This window comes from Pseudomonas sp. GW821-FHT09E04, from assembly GCF_059416185.1.
This window is the reverse complement of sequence record NZ_JBWKOR010000001.1, coordinates 768,837-791,712: the sequence shown is the minus strand read 5'-3', so window position 1 is coordinate 791,712 and position 22,876 is coordinate 768,837. Positions and strand designations below refer to the sequence as shown.

Sequence of the window (22,876 nt, the reverse complement as noted above, 5' to 3'; positions counted from 1 at the left end):
TACGCTTCGGGCGGCCATTTGGCCGCCCTTTTTTTATGTTGCTGAAGTTGAAGGGTATTTTTGTCGGGCGTGAAGCACCCTCAGTATTTTGATGTGGCCATTCACTCGATAGACCAGCAGATAGTTCGGATGAATCACCATTTCGCGAGTGCCAGGTACTCGGCCAGGTCGGTAGCCATAAGGTATTGATGAAAGTCGCTGTGCTGCTGCACCCACCTTGTGTCTTAGCGAAATTGAAGCATTGGTATTGTGTTGCTCGATGTATTTGAAGATGTCAGCCAGTTGACGCGAGGACTTGCTGCTCCATTCAAGCTGCAGCGCGGCGCTTCCTGCGTATCTCTTCCAGCATCTGGTCGAGCATTGCCATAACTTCATCATGAGGAATACCAGGACTAGGATCATCCAGTGCATCCTGTACCTCTGCACGAAACCAGCGATCGTAGCTCTCTGCCTCTTCTTCGGATTCGAAGTCAGAGTAAAACGGGGAATGCAATATGCTCATAGTGATCTCCGTGATCAATTTCAGCAGTCTAAGGGGGGATTGGCCCATTGTCGTCACTGGCAGACGATGCACTCCATGAGCCCTTGAAGAACCATGAAGCTGCGGGATCCAGTATCTGCAAACACCCCCTTTGAAATCTGCCGGACGTTTCTCTCCGTTGTTCGGCAATCTCGACCGCCGCTGTAGGCCTATTCCTCCTCTTTGTTTTTCAGGTTTCCAGCCTACAAATCTGCGCGCGCCTTCCTACAAATGCACTCAGAACGCATACGGAATACTCACTTTTGCCCACAACATTTCCCCCTCCGGCCGGTTCTCCACGTCGAATTCCTTGGCCCAGCGAATCTCCGCGCTGGCGTACTTGAGGAAGGTGAAGTGCAGCGCCGGGCCGATGGCGAACACCTTGCCGCGTACGCCGTCATCAACGTCCTGGCCGGCGAACTGCACGGTGTGACCGAACTGTTTGTCGTCGGTGGTTTGCTTGAGGTAGTAGCCGTTGATGCCGAGCATCAGGTCGTCGGTGATCTTGTAGCTGGCCGAGTAATCGAAATGGAAGATCTGCCCGGACTTGTAGTCGGTGTCCTTGTTCTTCTCGTTGAAGCTGTAGGTGGTCTTCATCGAGACTTCGGTCTTGTCCGTCGGCAGCCAGGTGAAGGAGAACAGCGGTTTGTAGGTGTAGAAATTGTTGCTGGTGTTGGCCAGGCGATCGACGCTGTATTCGCCGGTGGGCACGGTGATTTCCAGAGCGGCGCCGAGGGTCAGGTTCTTGCCCATGTCCCACAGGATGATCGGCGCGATGGTGGTATCGCCCATGCCTTCGCGGGTGTCGCTCAGGCCGAACACTGACACTTCCTGCTTCAGCCACGGCTGGGCGATGTAACCGGCGAGGCGTCCGCCGAACACCCGTACCGGGCTCAGGTAGTCGATACGCGGGATGACGGCGGTGGATTCGATTTCGACATTCGGCACCTTGCCGCCGAACGAGCTGATGTTGAGCTTGCTCGCCTTGTAGTGGTTGTAGTAGAGGTTGAAGGCAACCATGTTCTCGGGAAGGCTGTCGACTTCCTGCGGCAGCATGAAGAAGCCGTCGGTGCCGGTGCCGATGTTGTCGACACCGGCTTCGGTGGCCAGCGCCGGCAGGGTCACGGCGCAGCCGAGCAGGCTCAGCGCCAGTCGCACAGGGAATGTCGCGCGGTTCGGGGTCATGTCCGTCCTCATTATTATTGTGTTTGGGCGCACCGCCGGCGCGCAGGACGCCCGGCCACTATAGAAATAAGCCCTTGGCGCACAGCGGGGCAGGGTATTGGCGGACACGGAAGGGGACTTCTGCGGACAGTCCGCCAACCCTGTGCTAACTTCCTTCGACATAACCGGTTACAAAAATAACAATTCAGCGTGATCCGGAATGTCAGCCCCCATGAATGTAAAAGTCCAAGACCCCACCTTCGAACTGGCGCTGGTGTCGCCGTTTCTGCTGCAGACCCTGGCCGAAGTTGCTGCCAACAAGGGTATTGAGGCCGAAAGCCTGTGCCGTGGCCTCGGTTTCACTTTCGAAGACCTGCAGGATCCTTCGCAGCGGATTTCCTATCGCCAGGCCGTGGCCATGATTCAGCGAGCGCTGAAAGCTTTGCCCAATCAGGGGCTGGGCCTGTGGGTCGGTGCGCAGAACGTGCTCGGTACCCTCGGTCTGCTCGGGCATGTGCTGTCGCTGTGCAAGAACCTGCGCGATGCGTTCGAACTGGGGATTCGTCATCAGCACACGTCCGGCGGGATTGTCGTTTCCAGCGTCGATGTCGTGGGCGAGCAGGTGTACCTGGACGTGGAATGCCGCTTGCCGTTCGCCGAGGTGCAGGTGTTTGCGGTCGAAGAGTTTTTCGCCAGCCTCTTGGTCTACGGCCGGGCGCTGGTGGGCGAGACGTTCAAGCCGATTGCCGTGGAGTTCATGCATGCGGCGCCGGATTACGTTGATGAATACCGGCGGCTTTTGGGGCCGGACGTACGCTTCGGTTGTCTGCACAATCGCATGCTGATCGATGTGCAGTGGCTGGATGTGAACCTGCCCAATCATCATTCGCTGGCGCTGCGTCAGGCGGTCACACTGCTGGAGCTGGAAGCGGCGCAAGTCCACCAGAAACTTGATCTGATCCAGGCCGTGGAGCGCGCCATTGCCCGGGACCTGAGCCGGGGCAGCCACATCGAAAAGATCGCTGGTGACCTGAACATGAGCAGCCGCACCTTGCGTCGGCGGCTGACCGAGCACTCGCTGACCTTCGAAGCGCTGCTGGAGCAAGTGCGTCAGGCGCGCACGATGAGTCTGCTGGCCAATCCCGACATGCCCATCGAGCGCATCACCGAAGAAGTTGGCTATAGCGATGTGCGCAGTTTTCGTCGGGCGTTCAAGCGCTGGACGGGGAAGAGCCCGAGTGCGTGGCGCAACGAGTGCGTCATCTGATCCCACACAAACCCTCCGGCTACAGTTAAACTCCGCGCTCTTTCCCAAGGAGTTCACATGAGTTATTACCAGCCGGGCATCCTCGCCACCCCTGTTCCGCCGCAAGCACGTCACCTGTTTTTCGCCCTCGAATCGGTGGAAGCACTGCCGCAGGCGATCGACAACCTGCTGAACCTGGTGGACAGCAAGTCGGCGGTGGTCGGTTTCGGTGAATCCCTGGCCAAGGCCCTGAATGTGAACATCGACGGCCTGCGCAGCTTCCCGGCGCTGACCGGTGTCGGCGTGGAAAACCCGTCGACCCAGCACGCCCTGTGGGTCTGGCTGCACGGCGTCGACCGTGGCGAGCTGCTCAACTGCAGCACCGCACTTGAGGCCGCACTGGCCCCGGCGCTGCGTCTGGTTCAGATGCAGGAAGCCTTCCGTCACAAGGACGGTCATGACCTCACCGGTTATGAAGACGGCACCGAAAACCCTCACGACGAAGCCGCCATCGCCGCCGCACTACAAAGTGAAGGCGCCGAAGGTCTGGTGGGTGGCAGCTTTGCCGCGATCCAGCAATGGCAGCACGACCTCAAGGGTTTCCATGCACTGTCCGCCGAAGACAAAGACAACATCATGGGCCGTCGCCTGAGCGACAACGAAGAGATCGACGACGCCCCGGTGTCCGCCCACGTCAAGCGCACCGCCCAGGAAAGCTTCGCTCCGGAAGCCTTCGTTGTGCGCCGTTCGATGCCGTGGATCGAAGGCGACCGCGCGGGCCTGATGTTCCTGGCGTTCGGTTTCTCCCTCGACGCGTTCGAAGCGCAACTGCGCCGCATGAGCGGTCTGGAAGACGGCATCACCGACGGTTTGTACCGCATCAGCCGGCCGATCACCGGCGGTTACTACTGGTGCCCGCCGCTCAAGGACGGCCACCTCGACCTGCGCGCCTTGCGCATCGGCTAAGACACAAGGAAGAGCAATGAACGTGGTGCGCTGGGGCATGATCGGTTGCGGCAGTGTCGCTGAACGCAAGAGCGGGCCGGCCTTCTACAAGGCCCCCGGCTCGGCGTTGGTGGCAGTGATGGGGCGACGTCTCGAAGCGGTGACCGATTACGCCACGCGCCACGGCATCGCCCGGACTTACACCGACATCGATGAGCTGATCAACGACCCCGAAGTGGACGCGGTGTACATCGCCACGCCACCCGACAGCCACCATGCCTACAGCCTGAAAGTCGCCGCCGCCGGCAAGCATTGCTGCGTCGAAAAACCCATGGCGCTCAACGCCGGGCAAAGCCGCGAAATGCAGCAGGTGTTTGCCGATGCCGGTCTGCACCTGTTCGTCTCCTATTACCGCCGTTCGTTACCGCGTTTCCAGCAGGTTCGACAATGGTTGGAGCAGGGCCGCATTGGCGAAGTGCGGCACTTGAGCTGGACGCTGACCAAGGCGCCATCACCGAAGGATCTGGACGGCAGCGCCAACTGGCGCACCGATCCGGCGGTGGCCGGGGGCGGGTATTTCACGGATCTCGCCAGCCATGGTTTTGATCTGTTCCAGTACCTGCTCGGCGACATCGTTGAAGTCGCCGGATTCACGGCGCGTCAGGCCGGGTTGTACGCGGCGGAGGATGCGGTCAGCGCCAGTTGGCGGTTTGACTCGGGCGCGTTAGGCATGGGTTGCTGGAGCTTTGTTGCGGATCGGCGGGAGGATCGGGTCGAGATCATCGGCAGCCAAGGGCGAATCGGTTTTTCGGTGTTCGATGAGCATCCGGTCGAGTTGCATGCCGATGAGTCGCTCAGCCTTATCATCGACCATCACGAACACATCCAGTGGCATCACGTACTCGGCATGAACGCGCAGATTCGCGGTGAGTCCCGGCACCCGGCAGTCGCCGCCGAAGCCCTGAAGACCGATTGGGTCATGGATCAAATCCTCAAGCGCCACTGAAGGCGCGTCTAAGGTTATGCCCAAACAATATTTCTCAAGCTTGTCATAACGTCTCTAAGATCACGTCATAACTCGTTATGACAAGTGATCCCGTGATGACCGATAACGTTCTCTCCCTGGGCAGCGTCCCGCTGCACACCCAACTGCGCGACGTGCTGCGCGCCCGGATTCTCGACGGCGAATACCCGCAAGACAGCCAGATGCCGTCCGAAAGCGAGCTCGGCACGTTGTTCAAGGTCAGCCGCATCACCGTGCGCCAGGCCCTGGGCGATCTGCAGAAAGAAGGGCTGATCTTCAAGATCCATGGCAAAGGCACCTTCGTCGCCAAACCCAAGACCTTCCAGAACGTCAGCACCCTGCAAGGCCTCGCCGAGTCCATGACCGGCCGTGGCTACGAGGTGATCAACCGCCTGCGCAGCTTCAAATTCATCGCCGCCAACAAACTGGTCGCCGAGCGTTTGCAGGTCGCCGAAGGCGAAATCGTTGCGCAGATCAAACGCGTACGGCTGATCAACCGCGAGCCGATTTCGCTGGAAATCACCTACCTGCCCAAAACGGTTGGCGAACGGCTGGAGAAGGCCGATCTGGTCACCCGCGACATCTTCCTGATCCTCGAAAACGACTGCGGCATTGCCCTCGGCCACGCCGATCTGGCCATCGACGCGGTGCTGGCCGACAGCGACCTGACCCAGGCGCTGAACGTCGAGGCCGGCTCGCCGATCATGCGCATCGAACGTCTGACCCACGACGCCAACGGCCAGCCGCTGGACTTCGAACACCTTTACTACCGTGGCGATGCGTTCCAGTACCGCCTGCGGATCGACCGGCAAAAAGGGGCGTGACATGACCCGCAATACCTTAGAGCAGGAATACGACATCGTCGTGATCGGCGGTGGCACCGCTGGCCCGATGGCGGCGATCAAGGCCAAGGAAAAAAACAAGGAGCTGCGCGTGCTGCTGGTCGACAAGGCCAACGTCAAGCGCAGCGGCGCGATCAGCATGGGCATGGACGGCCTGAACAACGCGATCATTCCCGGCCACTCGACGCCGGAGCAGTACACCAAGGAAATCACCATCGCCAACGACGGCATCGTCAATCAGGCGGCGGTGTACGCCTATGCCACCCACAGTTTTGAAACCATCGAGCAGCTCGATCGCTGGGGTGTGAAGTTCGAGAAAGACGAAACCGGCGATTACGCGGTGAAAAAAGTCCACCACATGGGCGCCTACGTGCTGCCGATGCCGGAAGGGCACGACATCAAGAAAGTCCTGTATCGCCAGTTGAAGCGGGCGCGGGTGAGCATTACCAATCGTCTCGTCTGCACCCGTTTGCTGACCGACGAGGAGGGCGCCGTCAACGGTGTGATGGGGTTCGACTGCCGCACCGCCGACTTCCATGTGATCAAAGCCAAGGCAGTGATCCTCGCCTGCGGCGCCGCCGGGCGACTTGGTTTGCCGTCCTCGGGTTACCTGATGGGCACCTATGAAAACCCGACCAACGCTGGCGACGGTTATGCGATGGCGTATCACGCCGGGGCGGAACTGGCGAACCTCGAGTGCTTCCAGATCAACCCGCTGATCAAGGACTACAACGGCCCGGCCTGCGCCTACGTCACTGGCCCGCTGGGTGGCTACACCGCCAACAACAAGGGCGAACGCTTCATCGAGTGCGACTACTGGAGCGGGCAGATGATGTGGGAGTTCCACCAGGAACTGGAAAGCGGCAACGGCCCGGTGTTCCTGAAACTCGATCACCTGGCCGAGGAAACCATCCAGAACATCGAGGAAATCCTGCACAGCAACGAGCGCCCGAGTCGCGGCCAGTTCCACGCCAATCGAGGCACCGACTACCGCACGCAGATGGTCGAGATGCACATCTCGGAAATCGGTTTTTGCAGCGGTCACTCGGCGTCCGGTGTGTGGGTCAACGAGCGGGCCGAGACGTCGGTGAAAGGTCTGTACTCGGCCGGTGACATGGCCGCCGTGCCGCACAACTACATGCTCGGCGCGTTCACTTACGGCTGGTTTGCCGGCCATAACGCGGCGGAGTTTGTCGCCGGGCGTGAGTTCTCTACGCTGGATGTCGAACAGATCGCGAAGGAAAAGGCCCGGGTCTATGCACCACTGGATCGCGAGCACGGTCTGCCGCCGGCTCAGGTCGAGTACAAGCTGCGGCGCTTCGTCAACGACTACCTGCAACCGCCGAAAGTGACCAAGAAGATGGAAATCGGCCTGCAGCGTTTCAGTGACATCGAGCGCGATCTCGACGAGATGAAGGCCAACAACGCCCACGAACTGATGCGCGCCATGGAAACCAGCGTGATTCGCGACTGCGCCGAAATGGCTGCGCGCGCCTCGCTGTTCCGCGCTGAAAGCCGCTGGGGCCTGTACCACTACCGCGTCGATCACCCGCAACGGGACGACCGCGAATGGTTCTGCCATTGCCACCTGAAGAAGGGCGAAGACGGGCGCATGACCAGTTTCAAGAAAGCCGTCGAGCCTTACATCATCCCGCTCGATGCCGAGGAAATGCAGGCCTACGACCGTTTGCGGGTCGGCGCTTTCGCCGCTTGAGGCATCACTAGAGAGAGTCCGAACCATGGCCTATCAAGCCCAGGAAATCTTCTTCCGCTCCAACGCCCCCGTCACCGTGGACGAGGACAAATGCATCGCCGAAAAGGGCTGCACCGTGTGCGTCGACGTCTGCCCGATGGACCTGCTGGCGATCAACCCGGCCACGCAAAAGGCCTACATGGCTTTCGACGAATGCTGGTACTGCATGCCGTGCGAAAAGGACTGCCCGACCGGTGCGGTGAAAGTCGAAATCCCGTACCTGCTCCGCTAAAACGCTATCCGGCAACACCGGACGCCTGATTCAAGACACCCCTCGTTTCCCACCGCGCCCTGATCGCGGCGGAGACGAATATCCTATAAATGATTCGAGGGGATTCAACCATGTTGCGTGCAGCAATCGCCGGTCTGGTACTGGCTTCGTTCACCTTGTCGGCCTCGGCCGAAACCATCCGCATTGCCATCGGCACTCAGGACACCACCATCAACTGCGCCGCCGGCGGCCTGTTGATTCGCGAGTTGGGCCTGCTCGACAAATACCTGCCTCACGACGGCGCCTACAAGGACGCCAAATACGACGTGCAGTGGAAGAATTTCACCAGCGGCGCGCCACTGACCAACGAGATGGTCGCCGGCAAACTCGACTTTGGCGCCATGGCCGATTTCCCGGGTGCGTTCAATGGTGTGGCGTTCGAAACCGCTGGCAAACACAGCCTGTTCATCAGCGTGTTGTCGGGCAGCATCAAGGGCAGCGGCAATGGCATCGTGGTGCCGAGCGCGTCTGGTGTGCAGTCGCTGAGCGAACTCAAGGGCAAGACCATTTCCGTACCGTTCGCTTCCACCGCCCACGGCATGTTGCTGCGCGCCGTGGCGGAGCAGGGCTGGGATCCGCTGAAGGATGTGAACATCATCGCCCAGCCGCCAGAGGTCGCAGGCTCCGCGTTGCAGGCCGGCAAGATCGACGCCCACGCTGATTTTGTACCGTTCGCCGAACTGTTCCCGAGCCGTGGTTTCGCCCGCAAGATCTACGACGGCGCCCAGGCCAATGCGCCGACCTTCCACGGTGCGCTGGTCGATCAGGCCTATGCGAAAAAGTACCCGGAAATCGTTGTCGCCTATCTGAGGGCGAGCATCGAGGCCAATCAACTGCTGGCCGCCGAACCGGAGAAGTACAGCGAGCTGATCGCCAAAGTCACTGGCGTCGATGCCGAGGTCAATTACCTGTTCCACGGCCCGCTGGGCGTGCAGACCCGCGACCTGAGCTGGAAGCCGGAATATCGCCAGGCCGTAGGTACCGCCATCGACACGTTGAAGTTGCTGAAGAAGGCGGATCGCGGGCTCGACCTGAACACCTTTATCGACGATCAGTACATTCGTGCTGCGTTCAAGGCTTCGAATCTGGATTACACGGCGCAACTGGCCAATTACGCGCAGACGCCGTTGAAGTCTGTCGATGCGGTGACTGGGAAAGTTATTTCTGATTTCAGCCATGTTGCGGAAATCTGGGTGCGCGGTGAGGACAAGGTCCGGCGTTATGCCTCGGCTGAAGAGGCGTTTACCGCACTGGCCGGCCTGAAATCGGAAGGCAAGAACATCCGCGCGGTGTATGCGCAGGCGAGTGACAGCGGGATCAAGTTGCTGGCGGAGCAGGCGTGGTTTGCCAGTGATGGGAAGGGGCGGTTGAGTGCGTTTTTGTTGAAGGGGCAGGCGCAGCAGTTTGCTTCGGCGCAGGGGGGGAAGGTGTTTGATTTCACCGATGCCACCGCGCAGGCCGTGGCTAGCCGCTAACACCCGATCAAAGGCAGATCAAAAGCCCCTCACCCTAACCCTCTCCCGGAGGGAGAGGGGACTGACGGTGTTGTTCTGAAGAGTTACGCCGACCTGAGAAATCGAGCCGAACTCAGGTCTTGAAATGCATGAAGATCGGCTCCCTTTCCCCCTCGCCCCCTTGGGGGAGAGGGCTGGGGTGAGGGGGGGCGATCTCAGCCATCACACGGAATTCCGATCCATGAAAATCCCAAAAAATCGCTGGATATCAAGAGCAACCTCCCTATTACTCTGCCTGCTCTTCTGGCAACTAGCCGCGAGCCACCACTGGAACCTCGGCCTCGTCACCTTCGCCAACGTCCCAACCCCGCTGGCCGTCATCGAAGCCGCCCTCGGCCTGGGCGACTCCGGCAAGCTCATCCAGCACCTGAGCGCCAGCCTCGGCCGAGTCTTCGCCGGCTACCTCGCCGCGCTGGTGATCGGCATCGCCCTGGGCCTGGCCATCGGCCGCTCGAAATGGGCCGAAGACCTGCTGCTGCCTCCACTGGAAGTGCTGCGCCCAATCCCCGCCGTCGCATGGATTCCGCTGGCCATCCTGATGTTCCCGTCGTCGGAGCTGTCGATGGTGTTCATCACCTTCACCGGCGCGCTGTTCCCGATCCTGCTCAACACCGTGCATGGCGTCGAAGGTGTCGACCCGCGCCTGATCGCCTCGGCCAAAAGCCTCGGGGCCGGACGCCGGGCGATCCTGCTGGAAGTGATCCTGCCGGGCGCTGCGCCGAGCGTCATCACCGGGTTGGCGATCGGCATGGGCACCTCATGGTTCTGTCTGGTGACCGCCGAAATGATCTCCGGCCAGTTCGGCATCGGTTACTACACCTGGGAGTCCTACACCATTCAGAACTACGCCGACATCGTGGTCGGCATGTTGCTGATCGGCGTGTTGGGCATGGGCAGCAGCCTGCTGATCAAACGCCTTGGCGGTCTGTTCACGCCCTGGCACCGACCACGAGGAAAAGCCTGATGAGCGTGATGCAAACCCCGGAAGGGCGGATCGACATCCGCCAGTTATCCATCGTCCTCGGCGAGGGCCGGCAAGCGTTTGAAGCGGTGCAGGGGCTGGATTGCCAGATCGAACCGGGCCAGTTCGTGTGCATTCTTGGCCCGTCCGGTTGCGGTAAATCGACCTTGCTCGGCGCGCTGGCCGGGCATCTGCAACCCCATGGCGGGCAGTTGAAAGTCGACGGCGCCGAGGTGTCCGGCCCGTCGCCACAGCGCGGCATGGTGTTCCAGCATCACACCCTGTTCCCGTGGCGCACGGTGCGCGACAACGTCGCCTTCGGGCTGAAGATGCGCGGCATTGGCAAGACCGAACGCCATCGCGCCGCTGATGAAATCCTCAAACTGGTCGGCCTTGAAGGCTTCGCCGAACGCTGGCCGGATCAACTCTCCGGCGGCATGCAGCAACGGGTGGAAATCGCCCGGGTGCTGGTCAACCGGCCACGGCTGTTGCTGATGGATGAACCCTTCGGCGCGCTGGATGCGCTGACCCGACTGAACATGCAGGAACTGCTGCTGGACATCTGGACGCGGATTCGCACCACGGTGGTGTTCGTCACCCATGACATCGACGAAGCGCTGTTTCTCGCCGACCGTTTGCTGGTGATGAGCGCGCGGCCGGGGCGGATCATCGAAGACCTGCGCCTGGATTTCCCACGGCCACGCACCACCGAACTGGTCACCAGCAGCGATTTCTCGCGCCTCAAGCGCCACTGCCTCGACCTGCTGCGCCACGACAACGACCGACCGCTGCCGCGCCTCAATCCGCTCGGTTTGCCTCCTGAAAACGCCTTGCCGAGATTTGCCCTGTGACCTCATTTTTTGCTGTGACCGATAACGACGATATTCTTGCCCTGCAACCGCGCCTGACTGCTGATGACGCCGGAGTGCGCCGGATTGCCCTGATCGACCTTGCCGACCTCGAAGAGCCGGACGGTCTGCTCTGGTTGGTCGAGCGTCTGGCCGAAGACCCGGCCGAAGAAGTGCGTGCCGAAGCGGCACGTCTATTGGAAGCCTGGGAAGACGAACCGGTGGTAGAAGCGCTGTGCCAGGCGCTGACGGATCCGTCGCCAGCGGTGCAAGCCGCTGCGGCGCAGAGCCTGAGCCTGCTCAAAACCGAAGCGGCGGGCAGGGTGATTCTGCCGTGGACCGCCCATGCCGAAACCAGCGTGCGGATTGCCGTGTTCCGGGCGTTGCGCGAGTTGCGCTTCCCCGGCGCCGCACCCGCCGCGATTCAAGCGTTGAGTGATGCCGACGCCAGTGTCCGTCGCGAAGCCGTCGGCGTGCTCGGTTGGCTCAAACAGCTGGATGCCTTGCCGGCGCTGGCACGTTTGGCCAGCAATGATCCGGACACCGAAGTACGTCGCGCCGCCACCGGCGCTCTGGGCTTGGCAAGTGACGCCGAGGTGCTGCCCGCATTGCGTCAGGCCCTGCTGGATCAGGCCTGGCAAGTACGCGAAGAAGCCGCGACCACCCTCGGCAAGGTCGGCCACACCGACGCAGGCCCGGCGCTGATCGAAGCCTTGGCCGACGACTACTGGCAAGTGCGCCTGCGCGCCACTCGCAGCCTCGGCCGTTTGCGTTACGTGCCGGCCCTCGACGCCTTGATCGACACCCTCGGCCATCGCATCAGCAACCTGCGCAAGGAAGCGGCGCTGGCGCTGGGCGAGTTGAATGATCGCGGGGCCGTGGCGGCGTTGCAGGCCGCGCAGGATGACGGCGACCCGGAAGTGCGCAAGGCCGTGCGGATTGCCTTGAGTCAGCTGCAATGAATCCGCTGGCGATCGGCAATTCCCAAAGTGAACACCGGTTGCGGCTGAGCTGGCCGGATGGCCGCGAGCAGTTGCTCGACCATGCCGAACTGCGCCGCCAGTGCCCGTGCTCGCAGTGCCGGGCGTTTCGCCTGCGGGGTTCGGCCCCGTTGGTCGATGATCGAGTGCGTGTGATCGAGCTCAACCCCCAGGGTTACGGCCTGCAACTGGTGTTCAGCGATGGTCATCAACGCGGGATCTACCCATGGCAATACCTTGCGCAACTCTCGCCCTGAACTCACCGCAATCAACCGGGGCTCAGAAGGATTTACTGACACTGGCCACGATCGTCGCCGTGCACACATCCTTGAAGCCCCAGTTGCTCAGGCATTGGCTCTGCGAGAGGTCGGTGTCGATGTAGCTCAGACCCAGCACCACGCCGGCCAGGTTGTGGGTCAGTTTGACTTCCCACTCCCGGTAGGACTCTTCGCTGTGACCGGATGCCGAATACAGGTGCGGGTCCTTGAAGTCCATGTTGCCGTAGCGCAGCTTCAGCCCGGAATCGAACGGCAATTCGGTTTCATAGCCGATGTAGCTGTAGAGCGAACTCTGTTTGCTGTCGATGCCCGGCGCATCACTGGAGTAGTACGCCGCCAGCTTCACGCCGTAGACGCCGAGAATCCCGTAGACCTCGGTCTGATTGAACTGGCTTTCCCTGGGGTAGACGTAGCGAATGGTGCCGAGGTCCAGGCTCACCTGCTCGGTGGCCTGCCACAGCCAGCCGGCGTAGTAATCGACCTCCTGACGGGTTTTCAGGCCGCCGCCGAAATCGACGTTCGAACTCCACGCGCCGAGGTACAGACCGCTGCTGTGGGCCAGGGTCAGACCGGCCTGCACGGCCGGGTCGTTCTGGGTCTGGGAGATGCCGCGAGTGCGGTAGTCGCTGGCCAGGGTCAGGTCGACCAGCACGGCGAAATCATCGTTCAAGGGGATCGCGTGGCTGCTCAAGGGCAGCAGGCTCAAGGAAGTGAGGGCGAGCAGGGGCATGGCTTTCATGTGAAGTCCCGATGTTGTGATTGTTATGGGCAGGAAGCAGGCAAGGCTGCGCCGGACCCCGGCGGTTGGCGCGGGGTCGGGCAGGGGGTACGGCGATTGTTATTAGAGGGTCGGTGCGTAGACCTGACGGCCGGCGAACCAGGTTTGCAGAACCCGGGTGTCATGCAGGGCCTTGTCATCGACGCTGAACACGTCGCGATCGAGCACGATGAAATCGGCCTGTTTGCCGGGGCTCAGGGAACCGATCTGTCGCTCCAGGCCGATGGTCCGCGCGGCGTTGACGGTGTAGGCGTAGAACATGGTTTCGCGGTCCAGGCGTTCGTCGGCGTTGAGCACGCCCAGCGGCCCGGTGCGGGTGATGGCCTGGGCCATGGCGTTCCACGGGTTCGGTGAGGACACCGGCCAGTCGCTGGCGCCGGCAATCGTCGCGCCTTGCTTGAGCAGCGAGTGCGCCGGGTATTGATAGCGGAAGGCGAGGGCGCTGACGTAAGGCTTGATCATGTCGGTGGTGTAGTCGTCGGCGCTGGCCCAGAGCAATTGCATCGAGGCAATCACGTTCAATGGCTTGAAGCGCGCAAATTCTTTCGGATTGACCATTTGCAGGTGGGTGATCGAGTGCGTCACGCCGCTTTGTCGATCCTTGCGCGCCTGGGCGATACCGTTGAGGGATTCGCGTACCGCGCGGTCACCGATGGCGTGGATGTGCACCAGCCAGCCGCGCTGGTCGATGGCGCTGACCAGTTCGCCGAAGTGCTGCGGATCAATCAGCAGTTCGCCCTGTTTGTGGGAGTTGCTGTAGGGATCGATCATCGCCGCGCTCTGGGCCGGGTATTCGATCACGCCGTCAGCGAAGATCTTGATCCCCGGCAGCGTCAGGTTGGGGATGCCCTGGAACTGCTGGCGAACCTTGTCGAGGGTATCGAGATCGGCCGGGACGCTTTTCGGGTTGGCCACCAGCAGCGCGGCGACGTGGGCGGTCATGCCACCGCTTTCCGACAGGGCCTTGTAGGCCGGCAGCACGCCAACGGTTTTCTCGGTGGGCTTGAGGGCAAACACCGGCTCGCCCGGCGCGGCGTTGGCGGCGGGGTCCATCCACGCGGTGATGCCGAGGCTGTTGTTAAAGCGCACCGCCGATTGCGCGGCCTTGAGCATATCGGCAGGGCTCGGCACCGGCATTTTCGAGGCGACGCGATCCCAACCGGCGTCGACCACAAAGCCGTTCGGCTCACCGCTGGCCAGTTTGCCAATGGTGTCTTTTTCCGCGTCCGGCAAGTTTTTCAGCAGTGCGGCGTCGATGCCCGCGCGCTTGAGCATGACGTTGTTGGCCCACGCCGTGTGGTGATCGCTGCCGGTGAACACCACGGGTACTTCAGCCCATTCGCCGTGGTTGAAGATTTTGCCCAGGGCCTCAGCTTTGGCCCAGTACGCCGAACTCATGCCGGCCACGCTCAACACATCGCCATGCCGGGCCTTGCCGTCATCGCGCCAGCCGCGCAGGCGTTTTTCCAGTTCATCAAGACCGACCACGTCGTCTTCCATGTTCGCCGAGACCATTTCCAGCCCGCCGAAAATCGCGTGGGAATGGCTGTCGATCAGGCCGGGCATCAGCGTCTGGCCTTTGAGGTCGATCACTTGGGTGCCGGGCTCGATCAAGGCTTTGATCTGCGCATCCGTGCCGACTTTAAGCACCTTGCCGTTCTCCACGGCCAGTGCTTGAACCTGCGGTTGAGCGCGGTCGGCGGTGAAAATCTTGCCGTTGAGCAGCACCAGATCGGTGGCGGCCATGGCTTCCATCGAGGCAAAACTCATAGCGGCGATCAGTACATTTTTTGTGAAAATCGGGATGAATCTTTTCATTGAACATTTCCTTGTTATTGCGTCTGATGGCCAGATTAGTGGCTGCCAACGCCCGACAGAACGCCTCCCTCACGAAAAACGTTTTTGCCTGAATGGAAAAAGCATGGACAAGCTGGGTGCACTGAAAATGTTCGTGGTCACCGCGCAGCTCGGCAGTTTCAGCCGCGCTGCCGAGCAACTGGGCAAGACCCCGTCGGCCCTGACCAAAGCGGTCAATCATCTGGAGTCCGAACTTGGTGCGCGGCTCTTCGAGCGCAGCACGCGTCGGATTCTGCTGACCGAAATCGGCCGGCTCTATCTGGAAACCGCACGACAGGTGTTGCAGCGCCTCGATGAGGCCAGCGAGGAAATCGAGCAGTTGCAGCACGGCCTGCGCGGCAGCCTGAAAATCACCGCGCCGCTGGCTTACGGGCGGGCGTTTCTCGATCAGGTGTGTGACGGCTTTTTGCAGCAATACCCGCAGATCAGCCTGCAAGTGGATTTGTGCGACGAATTCGTCAATCTGCTGGAAAGCGGTTACGACCTGGCGCTGCGCGAAGGGCACGATGACTTGCCGGGGCTGATTGCCCGGGTGGTCGGCAGCAATCGTCTGGCGCTGTGCGGCAGCCCCGAATACCTGACGCGCAAGGGCTTGCCGGTGACGCCGCAAACCCTCGATCAACATGAATGGCTGCTGTACCGGCATCCGTTGCTCAGCCGCGAATTCTGGTGGGCCGAACGCGACGGCCAGCGCCTGAGCCTGGCGCAACCGGCGGCGCCGCTGTTGCGCAGCGACAATTACGATTTGCTGCTGGCCAGCGCTTTGGCTGGGCGCGGTTTGCTGCACACACCGCTGTGGAGCGCCGCGCCGTACATCGCCGACGGGCGACTGGTGCGGGTCATGGCTGATTACGACATCGACCCGGACAGCTTCGGCCCGCACATCCTGGCGGTGTACCCGAGCCATCGGCGGGCGACGGCCAAGGTTGTGGCGTTTATCGATTACATCGCGGGGTTTCTGGCGGAGCGCGGTTTGAGCTGATTCCGTGCTTCTGATCGTTCCCACGCTCCGCGTGGGAATGCCTCTAGGGACGCTCTGCGTCCAGTGACGCGGAGCGTCACGGGCTGCATTCCCACGCAGAGCGTGGGAACGATCAGTCACAGGATTCGAGCTGACTGGCGGTGCTTGTCAGGAAATTCCCACAGGAGTACAAATGTACTCCATGACGACTCTGACTCCCCGCCGTACCGCCATCCTGACCTTTATCCGCGAACGCATCGCCGAACACGGTCAGCCCCCAAGCCTCGCTGAAATCAGCGAGGCTTTTGGTTTTGCCTCCCGCAGCGTGGCGCGCAAGCATGTGCTGGCGCTGACCGAGGCCGGGTTTATCGAGGTCAATCCGCATCAGGCCCGGGGCATTCGTTTGCTCGGGCAACCGGCGCGACCGGAGCTGCTCGAAGTCCCGGTACTCGGCCGGGTGGCCGCCGGTGCGCCCATTGGCGCCGATGCCGACATCCACAATCGGTTGATGCTCGATCCCGCGCTGTTCTCCCGCACGCCCGACTACATGCTGCGGGTGCAGGGTGATTCGATGATCGAGGACGGGATTCTCGACGGCGATCTGGTCGGCGTACGCCGCAACCCCGAGGCGCTCAACGGCCAGATCGTGGTGGCGCGGCTCGACGGTGAGGTCACCATCAAACGCTTCGAGCGGATCGGCGATGAGGTTCGCCTGTTGCCGCGCAACCCGGCGTACCAGCCGATTGTCGTGCGGGCCGATCAGGACCTGGCCATCGAAGGGGTGTTCTGCGGTCTGGTGAGGCAAGGCTGATGGGTGCCGTCGTCGCGCTGGATACGCTGTTCAATGGCGGCCAGGTCTGGAAGGGCCGGCCTGCGCCACCGGCCGCCAGCCCGCAACCCACCGGGCACGCGGCGCTGGATGCCGCCTTGCCCAGTGGCGGCTGGCCGGAAGCGGCGCTGAGCGAAATCCTTCTGGCCGGGCCCGGTGTCGGCGAACTGCAACTGGTGTGGCCGACTCTGGCGCGGCTGTCGGCAGCGGGCGAGCGCATCGTGCTGGTGGCGCCGCCGTTCGTGCCGTATCCGCAGGCCTGGGCCAATGCCGGGGTCGATCTGCGGCAGTTGTCGGTGATCCAGGCCAGCGAGCGCGATGCGTTGTGGGCGGCGGAACAATGCCTGCGTTCGGGCAGTTGCGGTGCAGTGCTGTGCTGGCCGCACAAGGCCGATGACCGCGCCTTGCGCCGTTTGCAGGTGGCGGCGGAAACCGGCCAGACCCTGGCGTTCGCGTGGCGGCCATTGAGCGAAGCGGTCAATCCGTCGCCGGCCGCATTGCGCATTGCCATCGATGCCCGCCCGGCGCAATTGCGCGTACTCAAGTGCCGGGGCGGACTGGCGCGCAGTGCACCGATTGCCTTCGCCGTGGGGCACTGAGGTCGCCATGCGCTGGGTTTGCATTCTGTTCCCGCAATTGGCCCTCGACGCCGTGCTGCGTCAGCGCCCCGATCCCGACCAACCGTTGGCGCTGCTCAGCGGCCCGGCCCAGCGCCGGGTGCTGCAAGCGGTCAACCCGGCGGCGCGGGCGCTGGGCTTGCGTCCGGGGCAGTCGATGACCGCCGCGCAGGCCATGAGCAAAGGTTTCGCCACCGTCGATTACGACGCGGCCGAGGTCGAGCACTGGCAGCAGTTTCTCGCGGCTTGGGCCTATCGTTTCAGCGCGCAGGTCAGCGTACATTACCCGCGTACCGTGGTGTTCGAGATCGAGTCGAGCCTCGGGCTGTTCGGTTCCTGGACGCAGTTCGAGGCGCGGTTACGCACGGAACTGACGGAGCTGGGCTTTCGTCACCGCATCGTCGCCGCGCCCAACCCGGTGGCGGCGCGGGTGTTGGCCAACGCCTATGACGGATTGGTGGTGCCCGACGGTGAAGCCCTGCGCCATCACCTCGGGCAACTGCCGGTTGACCGTGTCGGGCTTGAGCCGAGCGTGGCTACGGCGTTGTCGCGCATGGGCCTTCGCAATCTCCATCAGGTGCAGAGCCTGCCGCGTCAGGCATTGGCCCGGCGTTTCGAGGCGCCGATGCTCAAGCATCTGGATACGCTGTTCGGCGCACGACCACTGGCGCTGGCGTTCTACCTGCCACCGGATCGCTTTGATGTGCGGATCGAACTCAATTTCGACGTGCAGTCTCATCAGGCGCTGCTGTTCCCGTTGCGCCGCCTGACGGGCGATCTGTCGGCGTTTCTGTGCGGGCGCGACAGCGGCGTGCAGCGCTTCGATCTGCACCTGGAGCACGCCGGGTTGCCGGACACGCTGATCAAGGTCGGCCTGCTCAGCGCTGAGCGGGATCCGGCGATGCTGTTCGAGCTGGCCCGTGGTCGACTGGAGCAGGTCCAGGTCGAAGCCCCAGTGCGCGGTTTTCGTCTGCGCGCCGAGGATCTGCCGAGTTTCGTGCCGCAGTTCCAGGAACTGTTCGACGACCGCCCGCAACAGACCTTGCCCTGGGAGCAACTGCGCGAACGCCTGCGTGCGCGGCTGGGGGATGAAGCGGTGCAGGGCCTGCGCTTCCAGGCTGATCATCGACCGGAGTGCGCGTGGCAGAACGCCGATGACAAGCAGCGTTGCGCTGCGTTGCCGGGCGTGCAGCGTCCGGGCTGGTTGTTGGGCGAGCCGCAGACTGTGCCCGAAGGTTCGGCACGCATCCTCATGGGCCCGGAACGCATCGAGTCCGGCTGGTGGGACGGTGACGACGTGCGCCGCGATTATTACCTGATCCAGAACCGCGCCGGCCAGCAAGGCTGGGCGTACCGGGCTGTGGGTGAGGGCGGTCCGTTGTGGCTGCAGGGCTGGTTCGCATGAATCAGGGTTATGCCGAGCTGCACTGCCTGTCGAACTTCAGTTTCCAGCGCGGTGCCTCCAGTGCGCTGGAGCTGTTCCAGCGGGCGAAAAAACACGGCTATCAGGCGCTGGCGATCACCGATGAATGCACCCTGGCCGGGATCGTCCGTGCCTGGCAGGCGGCGAAGTCCGTGGAGCTGCCGCTGATCATCGGCAGCGAGATCCGCATCGAGAACGGCCCGAAACTGGTGTTGCTGGTCGAGAACCTCGAGGGTTATCAGGCGCTGTGTGGCTTGATCACCCAGGCTCGACGGCGCACCCAGAAAGGCCAGTATCAAATACTGCGCGAGGATTTCAATGAACCGCTGCCGGGATTGCTGGTGCTGTGGGTACCGGATGCGGTCGACGACGTGGAAGAGGGCTGCTGGCTGAAACAGACCTTCGGCGAACGTTTGTGGCTGGCGGTGCAGTTGCATCGCGGGCAGAACGATCAACAGCGGCTGGCCGCGCTGCTGAGTCTGGCGGGTGAGTTGCAGATTCCAGCGGTGGCCAGCGGTGATGTGCACATGCATGCCCGTGGCCGGCGGGCCTTGCAGGACACCATGACTGCGATCCGTCATCACGTCCCGGTGGCTGAGGCCGGGTTGCGTCTGCATCCCAATGGCGAGCGGCATTTGCGCAGTCTCGACGCATTGAGCGAGTTGTATCCGCAGACCTTGCTGGACGAATCGGTGAGGCTGGCCCGCCGCTGCACGTTCGACCTCGGCCAGTTGCGCTATCAATACCCCAAAGAGCTGGTGCCCGAGGAACACGACGCCAGTTCCTGGCTGCGTCATTTGACCGAAGAAGGCATCGCCTGGCGCTGGCCACAAGGCGCGCAACCCAAGGTGCTCAAACAGATCGACGATGAGCTGGAGCTGATCGCCGAACTCGGTTACGAAAGCTACTTCCTCACCGTGCACGACGTGGTGCGTTACGCCCGGGAGCAGAAAATCCTCTGCCAGGGCCGAGGTTCGGCAGCCAACTCGGCGGTGTGTTTTGCCTTGGGCATCACCGAGATCGACCCGGATCGCACCACGCTGCTGTTCGAGCGCTTCATGTCGAGGGAGCGCAACGAACCGCCGGACATCGACGTGGATTTCGAACACGAGCGCCGGGAAGAAGTCCTGCAATACGTGTTCCGTCGTTATGGCCGCCGTCGTGCGGCGCTGACGGCGGTGGTCAGCACCTATCACGCCGCCGGCGCGGTGCGCGATGTGGCCAAGGCGCTGGGCCTGCCGCCGGACCAGATCAATGCGCTGGCCGACTGCTGCGGCCACTGGAGCGATGAAACGCCGCCCGTGGAGCGCCTGCGCGAAAGTGGCTTCGACCCGGACAGCCCGATCCTGCACCGGGTGCTGAGCCTGACCGGGCAACTGATCGGCTTCCCCCGGCACCTGTCGCAGCACCCCGGCGGTTTCGTGATTTCCGAGCAACCGCTGGACACGCTGGTGCCGGTGGAAAACGCCGCCATGGCCGACCGCACGATCATCCAGTGGGACAAGGACGACCTCGATGCGGTCGGGCTGCTCAAGGTAGATATCCTCGCCCTCGGCATGCTCAGTGCGATCCGCCGTTGTTTCGACCTGCTGCGTCGCCATCGCCATCAGGATCTGAGTCTGGCCACCATCCCGCCTGACGATCGCCCGACTTACGACATGATCAGCCGCGCCGACACCATCGGCGTGTTCCAGATCGAGTCCCGGGCGCAGATGTCGATGCTGCCGCGCCTGCGCCCACAGAACTTCTACGACCTGGTGATCGAGGTGGCCATCGTCCGGCCGGGGCCGATCCAGGGCGGGATGGTGCATCCGTACCTGCGCCGCCGGAACAAGGAGGAAAAGACAACCTATCCGTCGCCGGAGCTGGAAGTGGTGCTCAAACGCACCCTCGGCGTGCCGCTGTTTCAGGAGCAGGTGATGCAGATCGCCATTGTCGCCGCTGACTACAGCCCCGGCGAGGCCGATCAGTTGCGCCGCTCCATGGCCGCGTGGAAGCGCCATGGCGGGCTGGAACCGCACAAGGAGCGGCTGGCTGCCGGCATGAAGAAAAACGGCTACACCCCGGAATTCGCCGCGCAGATCTTCGAACAGATCAAAGGCTTTGGCAGTTACGGTTTCCCCGAGTCCCATGCCGCCAGTTTTGCCTTGCTGACCTATGCCAGTTGCTGGCTCAAGTGCCATGAACCGGCGGCGTTCGCCTGTGCGCTGATCAACAGCTGGCCGATGGGTTTCTACAGCCCGGATCAGATTCTTCAGGACGCGCGCCGGCATCATTTGCAGATCCGTCCGGTGGACGTGCGCGCCAGTGACTGGGATTGCAGTCTGGAGCCGATCACCGGCGAGCAACCGGCAATCCGCATGGGCCTGCGCATGATCAAGGGTTTTCGCGAGGAAGATGCGCGGAACATTGAAAACGCTCGGGCGAGGGGCGCGTTTGCCGATGTCGCCGATCTGGGCGAACGGGCCGGTCTCGACAGTCGAGCCCAGGCATTGCTGGCGGATGCCGGGGCCTTGCGCGACCTGGCCGGTCACCGCCATCGGGCGCGCTGGGAAGTGGCCGGGGTGCAGAAACAGCTCGGGTTGTTTGCCGGGTTGCCGAGTCAGGAAGAGCCCGATGTGGCGCTGCCCACGCCGAGTGTCAGCGAAGACCTGTTCACCGATTACGCCACGTTGGGCACCACGCTGGGGCCGCACCCGCTGACGTTGCTGCGCGATGAGTTGCGGGCACGACGCTGTCGCAGTTCCCGGGAGTTGCTGGAGGTCGAGCACGGGCGACCGGTCAGCGTGGCGGGGCTGGTGACCGGCCGCCAGCGACCGGCCACCGCCAGCGGCGTGACCTTCGTGACGCTGGAGGACGAGTTCGGCAACGTCAACGTGGTGGTCTGGCGTGATCTGGCCGAGCGCCAGCGTCAGGTGCTGGTCGGCTCGCAATTGCTCAAGGTCGATGGCCGCTGGGAGCGTGAAGGCGAAGTCCGGCATCTGATTGCCGGACGCTTGAGTGACCTCAGTCCGTTACTCAACGGGATTCGGGTGCAAAGCCGCGATTTCCACTGACAACCTCTGAACCTGTGTTGATCGTTAGTGATCGTTCCCACGCTCTGCGTGGGAACGCCGCCATGGACGCTCCGCGTCCACTGTGACGCAGAGCGTCACGGGATGCATTCCCACGCGGAGCGTGGGAACGATCGGCAACTGACGGCTGCTGGCCGATACGAAAGCCAATTCGCTGACGTCAAAAAAACCTGTCCTCACTGATGGCACTTTGGCATAATGCGCGCCCTTTCCCGATCCCCCACGATTTTTGCCGTGCCGGGACACATCATTTTTCAGAAGGAATGCACAGTGAGAATGATCTCCCGGATGTTGGTCTCGGGCGTTGCGATTGCCGTCCTCGGCACCCTGGCCGGCTCGCTTTCCGGTTGCGCCACCGAAAGCTCCCGCGCACTGCCGGTGGCCAAGGTGGAAAGCGCCTCTCAGGCCTGGTCCGGTGTCCGTATCCCGATGGCCGTGGGCAAGTTCGACAACCGTTCGAGCTACATGCGCGGGATCTTCTCCGACGGCGTTGACCGCCTCGGCGGTCAGGCCAAGACCATCCTGATCACTCACTTGCAGCAGACCAACCGTTTCTCCGTACTCGATCGCGACAACATGGGTGAGATACAGCAGGAAGCGGCGATCAAGGGTCAGGCCCAGCGTCTGAAAGGCGCCGATTACGTGGTGACCGGTGACGTCACCGAGTTCGGCCGCAAAGAGACCGGTGATCATCAACTGTTCGGCATTCTCGGCCGTGGCAAGACCCAAGTCGCCTACGCCAAGGTCAACCTGAACATCGTCAACATCAGCACCTCCGAAGTGGTGTATTCGACCCAGGGCGCCGGCGAATACGCCTTGTCCAACCGCGAAATCATCGGCTTCGGCGGCACTGCTGCCTACGACTCCACCCTCAACGGCAAAGTCCTCGATCTGGCCATGCGCGAGGCGATCAATCGCCTGGTCGACGGCATGAACGCCGGTGCCTGGAAACCGGGCAACTGATAGACGCCCATCGCAAGGAGCAACACAC

At 62.4% G+C, this 22,876-nt stretch carries 22 protein-coding genes; 17 read left to right on the top strand and 5 right to left on the bottom strand.

The window, feature by feature from the left end:
• Nucleotides 1-33 precede the first annotated feature (33 nt).
• The 3 genes from AC07N4_RS03550 to AC07N4_RS03540 all read right to left on the bottom strand — a co-directional run bounded on the left by AC07N4_RS03550 (nt 34) and on the right by AC07N4_RS03540 (nt 1,705).
• On the bottom strand, nt 34-375 hold the full coding sequence (locus tag AC07N4_RS03550) for a type II toxin-antitoxin system RelE/ParE family toxin (protein WP_096820007.1): 342 nt from the start codon (nt 373-375) through the stop codon (nt 34-36).
• On the bottom strand, nt 308-502 hold the full coding sequence (gene relB, locus AC07N4_RS03545) for a type II toxin-antitoxin system RelB family antitoxin (RefSeq protein ID WP_096820227.1): 195 nt from the start codon (nt 500-502) through the stop codon (nt 308-310). The genes AC07N4_RS03550 and relB overlap by 68 nt, the downstream gene beginning before the upstream one ends.
• Before the next feature lie 255 nt (nt 503-757).
• Nucleotides 758-1,705: a SphA family protein gene (locus AC07N4_RS03540; RefSeq protein WP_493064958.1), complete on the bottom strand. Its 948-nt coding sequence runs from the start codon at nt 1,703-1,705 to the stop codon at nt 758-760.
• Between the two features lie 211 nt (nt 1,706-1,916).
• Here AC07N4_RS03540 and AC07N4_RS03535 point away from each other — a divergent pair, with 211 nt between their 5' ends.
• The 11 genes from AC07N4_RS03535 to AC07N4_RS03485 all read left to right on the top strand — a co-directional run bounded on the left by AC07N4_RS03535 (nt 1,917) and on the right by AC07N4_RS03485 (nt 12,325).
• Nucleotides 1,917-2,951, top strand: a complete 1,035-nt coding sequence (locus tag AC07N4_RS03535) for an AraC family transcriptional regulator (RefSeq protein ID WP_192558185.1) — start codon at nt 1,917-1,919, stop codon at nt 2,949-2,951.
• Nucleotides 2,952-3,008: 57 nt separating this feature from the next.
• The gene (locus tag AC07N4_RS03530; protein WP_493064957.1) at nt 3,009-3,896 is read left to right on the top strand and encodes a Dyp-type peroxidase; all 888 of its coding nucleotides are present in this window, start codon (nt 3,009-3,011) and stop codon (nt 3,894-3,896) included.
• Nucleotides 3,897-3,912: 16 nt separating this feature from the next.
• On the top strand, nt 3,913-4,881 hold the full coding sequence (locus tag AC07N4_RS03525; protein ID WP_493064956.1) for a Gfo/Idh/MocA family protein: 969 nt from the start codon (nt 3,913-3,915) through the stop codon (nt 4,879-4,881).
• Nucleotides 4,882-4,976: 95 nt separating this feature from the next.
• Nucleotides 4,977-5,723, top strand: coding sequence for a GntR family transcriptional regulator (locus tag AC07N4_RS03520; protein ID WP_493064955.1), 747 nt, complete (start codon nt 4,977-4,979; stop codon nt 5,721-5,723).
• A gap of 1 nt (nt 5,724) precedes the next feature.
• Nucleotides 5,725-7,455 carry a fumarate reductase/succinate dehydrogenase flavoprotein subunit gene (locus tag AC07N4_RS03515; RefSeq protein WP_493064954.1) on the top strand — a complete coding sequence of 577 codons (1,731 nt, stop codon included), beginning with the start codon at nt 5,725-5,727 and terminating at the stop codon, nt 7,453-7,455.
• Between the two features lie 25 nt (nt 7,456-7,480).
• Nucleotides 7,481-7,726, top strand: coding sequence for a 4Fe-4S dicluster domain-containing protein (locus tag AC07N4_RS03510; protein WP_007959413.1), 246 nt, complete (start codon nt 7,481-7,483; stop codon nt 7,724-7,726).
• A gap of 110 nt (nt 7,727-7,836) precedes the next feature.
• Nucleotides 7,837-9,240: an ABC transporter substrate-binding protein gene (locus AC07N4_RS03505; protein WP_493064953.1), complete on the top strand. Its 1,404-nt coding sequence runs from the start codon at nt 7,837-7,839 to the stop codon at nt 9,238-9,240.
• 220 nt (nt 9,241-9,460) lie between these two features.
• Nucleotides 9,461-10,243 carry an ABC transporter permease gene (locus AC07N4_RS03500; protein ID WP_493064952.1) on the top strand — a complete coding sequence of 261 codons (783 nt, stop codon included), beginning with the start codon at nt 9,461-9,463 and terminating at the stop codon, nt 10,241-10,243.
• Entirely contained in the window at nt 10,243-11,091 is an 849-nt protein-coding gene (locus tag AC07N4_RS03495; protein ID WP_493064951.1) for an ABC transporter ATP-binding protein, read from the top strand. Before AC07N4_RS03500 ends, AC07N4_RS03495 begins: the two co-directional genes overlap by 1 nt.
• Entirely contained in the window at nt 11,088-12,050 is a 963-nt protein-coding gene (locus AC07N4_RS03490; protein WP_493064950.1) for a HEAT repeat domain-containing protein, read from the top strand. Before AC07N4_RS03495 ends, AC07N4_RS03490 begins: the two co-directional genes overlap by 4 nt.
• Nucleotides 12,047-12,325, top strand: a complete 279-nt coding sequence (locus tag AC07N4_RS03485) for a DUF971 domain-containing protein (RefSeq protein WP_493064949.1) — start codon at nt 12,047-12,049, stop codon at nt 12,323-12,325. Before AC07N4_RS03490 ends, AC07N4_RS03485 begins: the two co-directional genes overlap by 4 nt.
• A 22-nt stretch (nt 12,326-12,347) precedes the next feature.
• Here the strand turns inward: AC07N4_RS03485 and AC07N4_RS03480 are convergent, their stop codons facing one another.
• Together AC07N4_RS03480 and AC07N4_RS03475 are read right to left on the bottom strand one after the other, a co-directional pair.
• Nucleotides 12,348-13,085, bottom strand: a complete 738-nt coding sequence (locus AC07N4_RS03480) for a TorF family putative porin (RefSeq protein ID WP_493064948.1) — start codon at nt 13,083-13,085, stop codon at nt 12,348-12,350.
• A 102-nt stretch (nt 13,086-13,187) separates the two neighbouring features.
• On the bottom strand, nt 13,188-14,942 hold the full coding sequence (locus AC07N4_RS03475) for an amidohydrolase (RefSeq protein WP_493064947.1): 1,755 nt from the start codon (nt 14,940-14,942) through the stop codon (nt 13,188-13,190).
• A gap of 103 nt (nt 14,943-15,045) precedes the next feature.
• Here AC07N4_RS03475 and AC07N4_RS03470 point away from each other — a divergent pair, with 103 nt between their 5' ends.
• From AC07N4_RS03470 to AC07N4_RS03445, 6 genes are all read left to right on the top strand, one after another.
• Nucleotides 15,046-15,963, top strand: coding sequence for a LysR family transcriptional regulator (locus AC07N4_RS03470; protein ID WP_493064946.1), 918 nt, complete (start codon nt 15,046-15,048; stop codon nt 15,961-15,963).
• A gap of 172 nt (nt 15,964-16,135) precedes the next feature.
• Nucleotides 16,136-16,753, top strand: coding sequence for a transcriptional repressor LexA (gene lexA / locus AC07N4_RS03465; RefSeq protein ID WP_102621788.1), 618 nt, complete (start codon nt 16,136-16,138; stop codon nt 16,751-16,753).
• A complete protein-coding gene (gene imuA, locus AC07N4_RS03460) occupies nt 16,753-17,370 on the top strand; it encodes a translesion DNA synthesis-associated protein ImuA (protein WP_007959433.1) in 618 nt (205 codons plus the stop codon). The genes lexA and imuA overlap by 1 nt, the downstream gene beginning before the upstream one ends.
• Before the next feature lie 7 nt (nt 17,371-17,377).
• Nucleotides 17,378-18,793 carry a Y-family DNA polymerase gene (locus tag AC07N4_RS03455; protein WP_493064945.1) on the top strand — a complete coding sequence of 472 codons (1,416 nt, stop codon included), beginning with the start codon at nt 17,378-17,380 and terminating at the stop codon, nt 18,791-18,793.
• The gene (locus tag AC07N4_RS03450; protein ID WP_493064944.1) at nt 18,790-21,867 is read left to right on the top strand and encodes an error-prone DNA polymerase; all 3,078 of its coding nucleotides are present in this window, start codon (nt 18,790-18,792) and stop codon (nt 21,865-21,867) included. Before AC07N4_RS03455 ends, AC07N4_RS03450 begins: the two co-directional genes overlap by 4 nt.
• Before the next feature lie 294 nt (nt 21,868-22,161).
• Nucleotides 22,162-22,848 carry a CsgG/HfaB family protein gene (locus tag AC07N4_RS03445; RefSeq protein ID WP_162130490.1) on the top strand — a complete coding sequence of 229 codons (687 nt, stop codon included), beginning with the start codon at nt 22,162-22,164 and terminating at the stop codon, nt 22,846-22,848.
• Nucleotides 22,849-22,876 lie beyond the last annotated feature (28 nt).

What these genes read in the sequence shown, in the direction of transcription:
- AC07N4_RS03485 (WP_493064949.1), top strand. Translation starts at nt 12,047, where the DNA reads ATGAATCCGCTGGCGATCGGCAATTCCCAAAGTGAACACCGGTTGCGG.
- AC07N4_RS03515 (WP_493064954.1), top strand. Translation starts at nt 5,725, where the DNA reads ATGACCCGCAATACCTTAGAGCAGGAATACGACATCGTCGTGATCGGC.
- AC07N4_RS03500 (WP_493064952.1), top strand. Translation starts at nt 9,461, where the DNA reads ATGAAAATCCCAAAAAATCGCTGGATATCAAGAGCAACCTCCCTATTA.
- AC07N4_RS03475 (WP_493064947.1), bottom strand. Translation starts at nt 14,942, where the DNA reads ATGAAAAGATTCATCCCGATTTTCACAAAAAATGTACTGATCGCCGCT.
- AC07N4_RS03445 (WP_162130490.1), top strand. Translation starts at nt 22,162, where the DNA reads ATGATCTCCCGGATGTTGGTCTCGGGCGTTGCGATTGCCGTCCTCGGC.
- lexA (WP_102621788.1), top strand. Translation starts at nt 16,136, where the DNA reads ATGTACTCCATGACGACTCTGACTCCCCGCCGTACCGCCATCCTGACC.
- AC07N4_RS03550 (WP_096820007.1), bottom strand. Translation starts at nt 375, where the DNA reads ATGAAGTTATGGCAATGCTCGACCAGATGCTGGAAGAGATACGCAGGA.
- AC07N4_RS03455 (WP_493064945.1), top strand. Translation starts at nt 17,378, where the DNA reads ATGCGCTGGGTTTGCATTCTGTTCCCGCAATTGGCCCTCGACGCCGTG.
- AC07N4_RS03540 (WP_493064958.1), bottom strand. Translation starts at nt 1,705, where the DNA reads ATGACCCCGAACCGCGCGACATTCCCTGTGCGACTGGCGCTGAGCCTG.
- AC07N4_RS03530 (WP_493064957.1), top strand. Translation starts at nt 3,009, where the DNA reads ATGAGTTATTACCAGCCGGGCATCCTCGCCACCCCTGTTCCGCCGCAA.
- AC07N4_RS03505 (WP_493064953.1), top strand. Translation starts at nt 7,837, where the DNA reads ATGTTGCGTGCAGCAATCGCCGGTCTGGTACTGGCTTCGTTCACCTTG.
- AC07N4_RS03510 (WP_007959413.1), top strand. Translation starts at nt 7,481, where the DNA reads ATGGCCTATCAAGCCCAGGAAATCTTCTTCCGCTCCAACGCCCCCGTC.
- AC07N4_RS03520 (WP_493064955.1), top strand. Translation starts at nt 4,977, where the DNA reads ATGACCGATAACGTTCTCTCCCTGGGCAGCGTCCCGCTGCACACCCAA.
- relB (WP_096820227.1), bottom strand. Translation starts at nt 502, where the DNA reads ATGAGCATATTGCATTCCCCGTTTTACTCTGACTTCGAATCCGAAGAA.
- AC07N4_RS03450 (WP_493064944.1), top strand. Translation starts at nt 18,790, where the DNA reads ATGAATCAGGGTTATGCCGAGCTGCACTGCCTGTCGAACTTCAGTTTC.
- AC07N4_RS03480 (WP_493064948.1), bottom strand. Translation starts at nt 13,085, where the DNA reads ATGAAAGCCATGCCCCTGCTCGCCCTCACTTCCTTGAGCCTGCTGCCC.
- AC07N4_RS03535 (WP_192558185.1), top strand. Translation starts at nt 1,917, where the DNA reads ATGAATGTAAAAGTCCAAGACCCCACCTTCGAACTGGCGCTGGTGTCG.
- AC07N4_RS03495 (WP_493064951.1), top strand. Translation starts at nt 10,243, where the DNA reads ATGAGCGTGATGCAAACCCCGGAAGGGCGGATCGACATCCGCCAGTTA.
- AC07N4_RS03525 (WP_493064956.1), top strand. Translation starts at nt 3,913, where the DNA reads ATGAACGTGGTGCGCTGGGGCATGATCGGTTGCGGCAGTGTCGCTGAA.
- imuA (WP_007959433.1), top strand. Translation starts at nt 16,753, where the DNA reads ATGGGTGCCGTCGTCGCGCTGGATACGCTGTTCAATGGCGGCCAGGTC.
- AC07N4_RS03470 (WP_493064946.1), top strand. Translation starts at nt 15,046, where the DNA reads ATGGACAAGCTGGGTGCACTGAAAATGTTCGTGGTCACCGCGCAGCTC.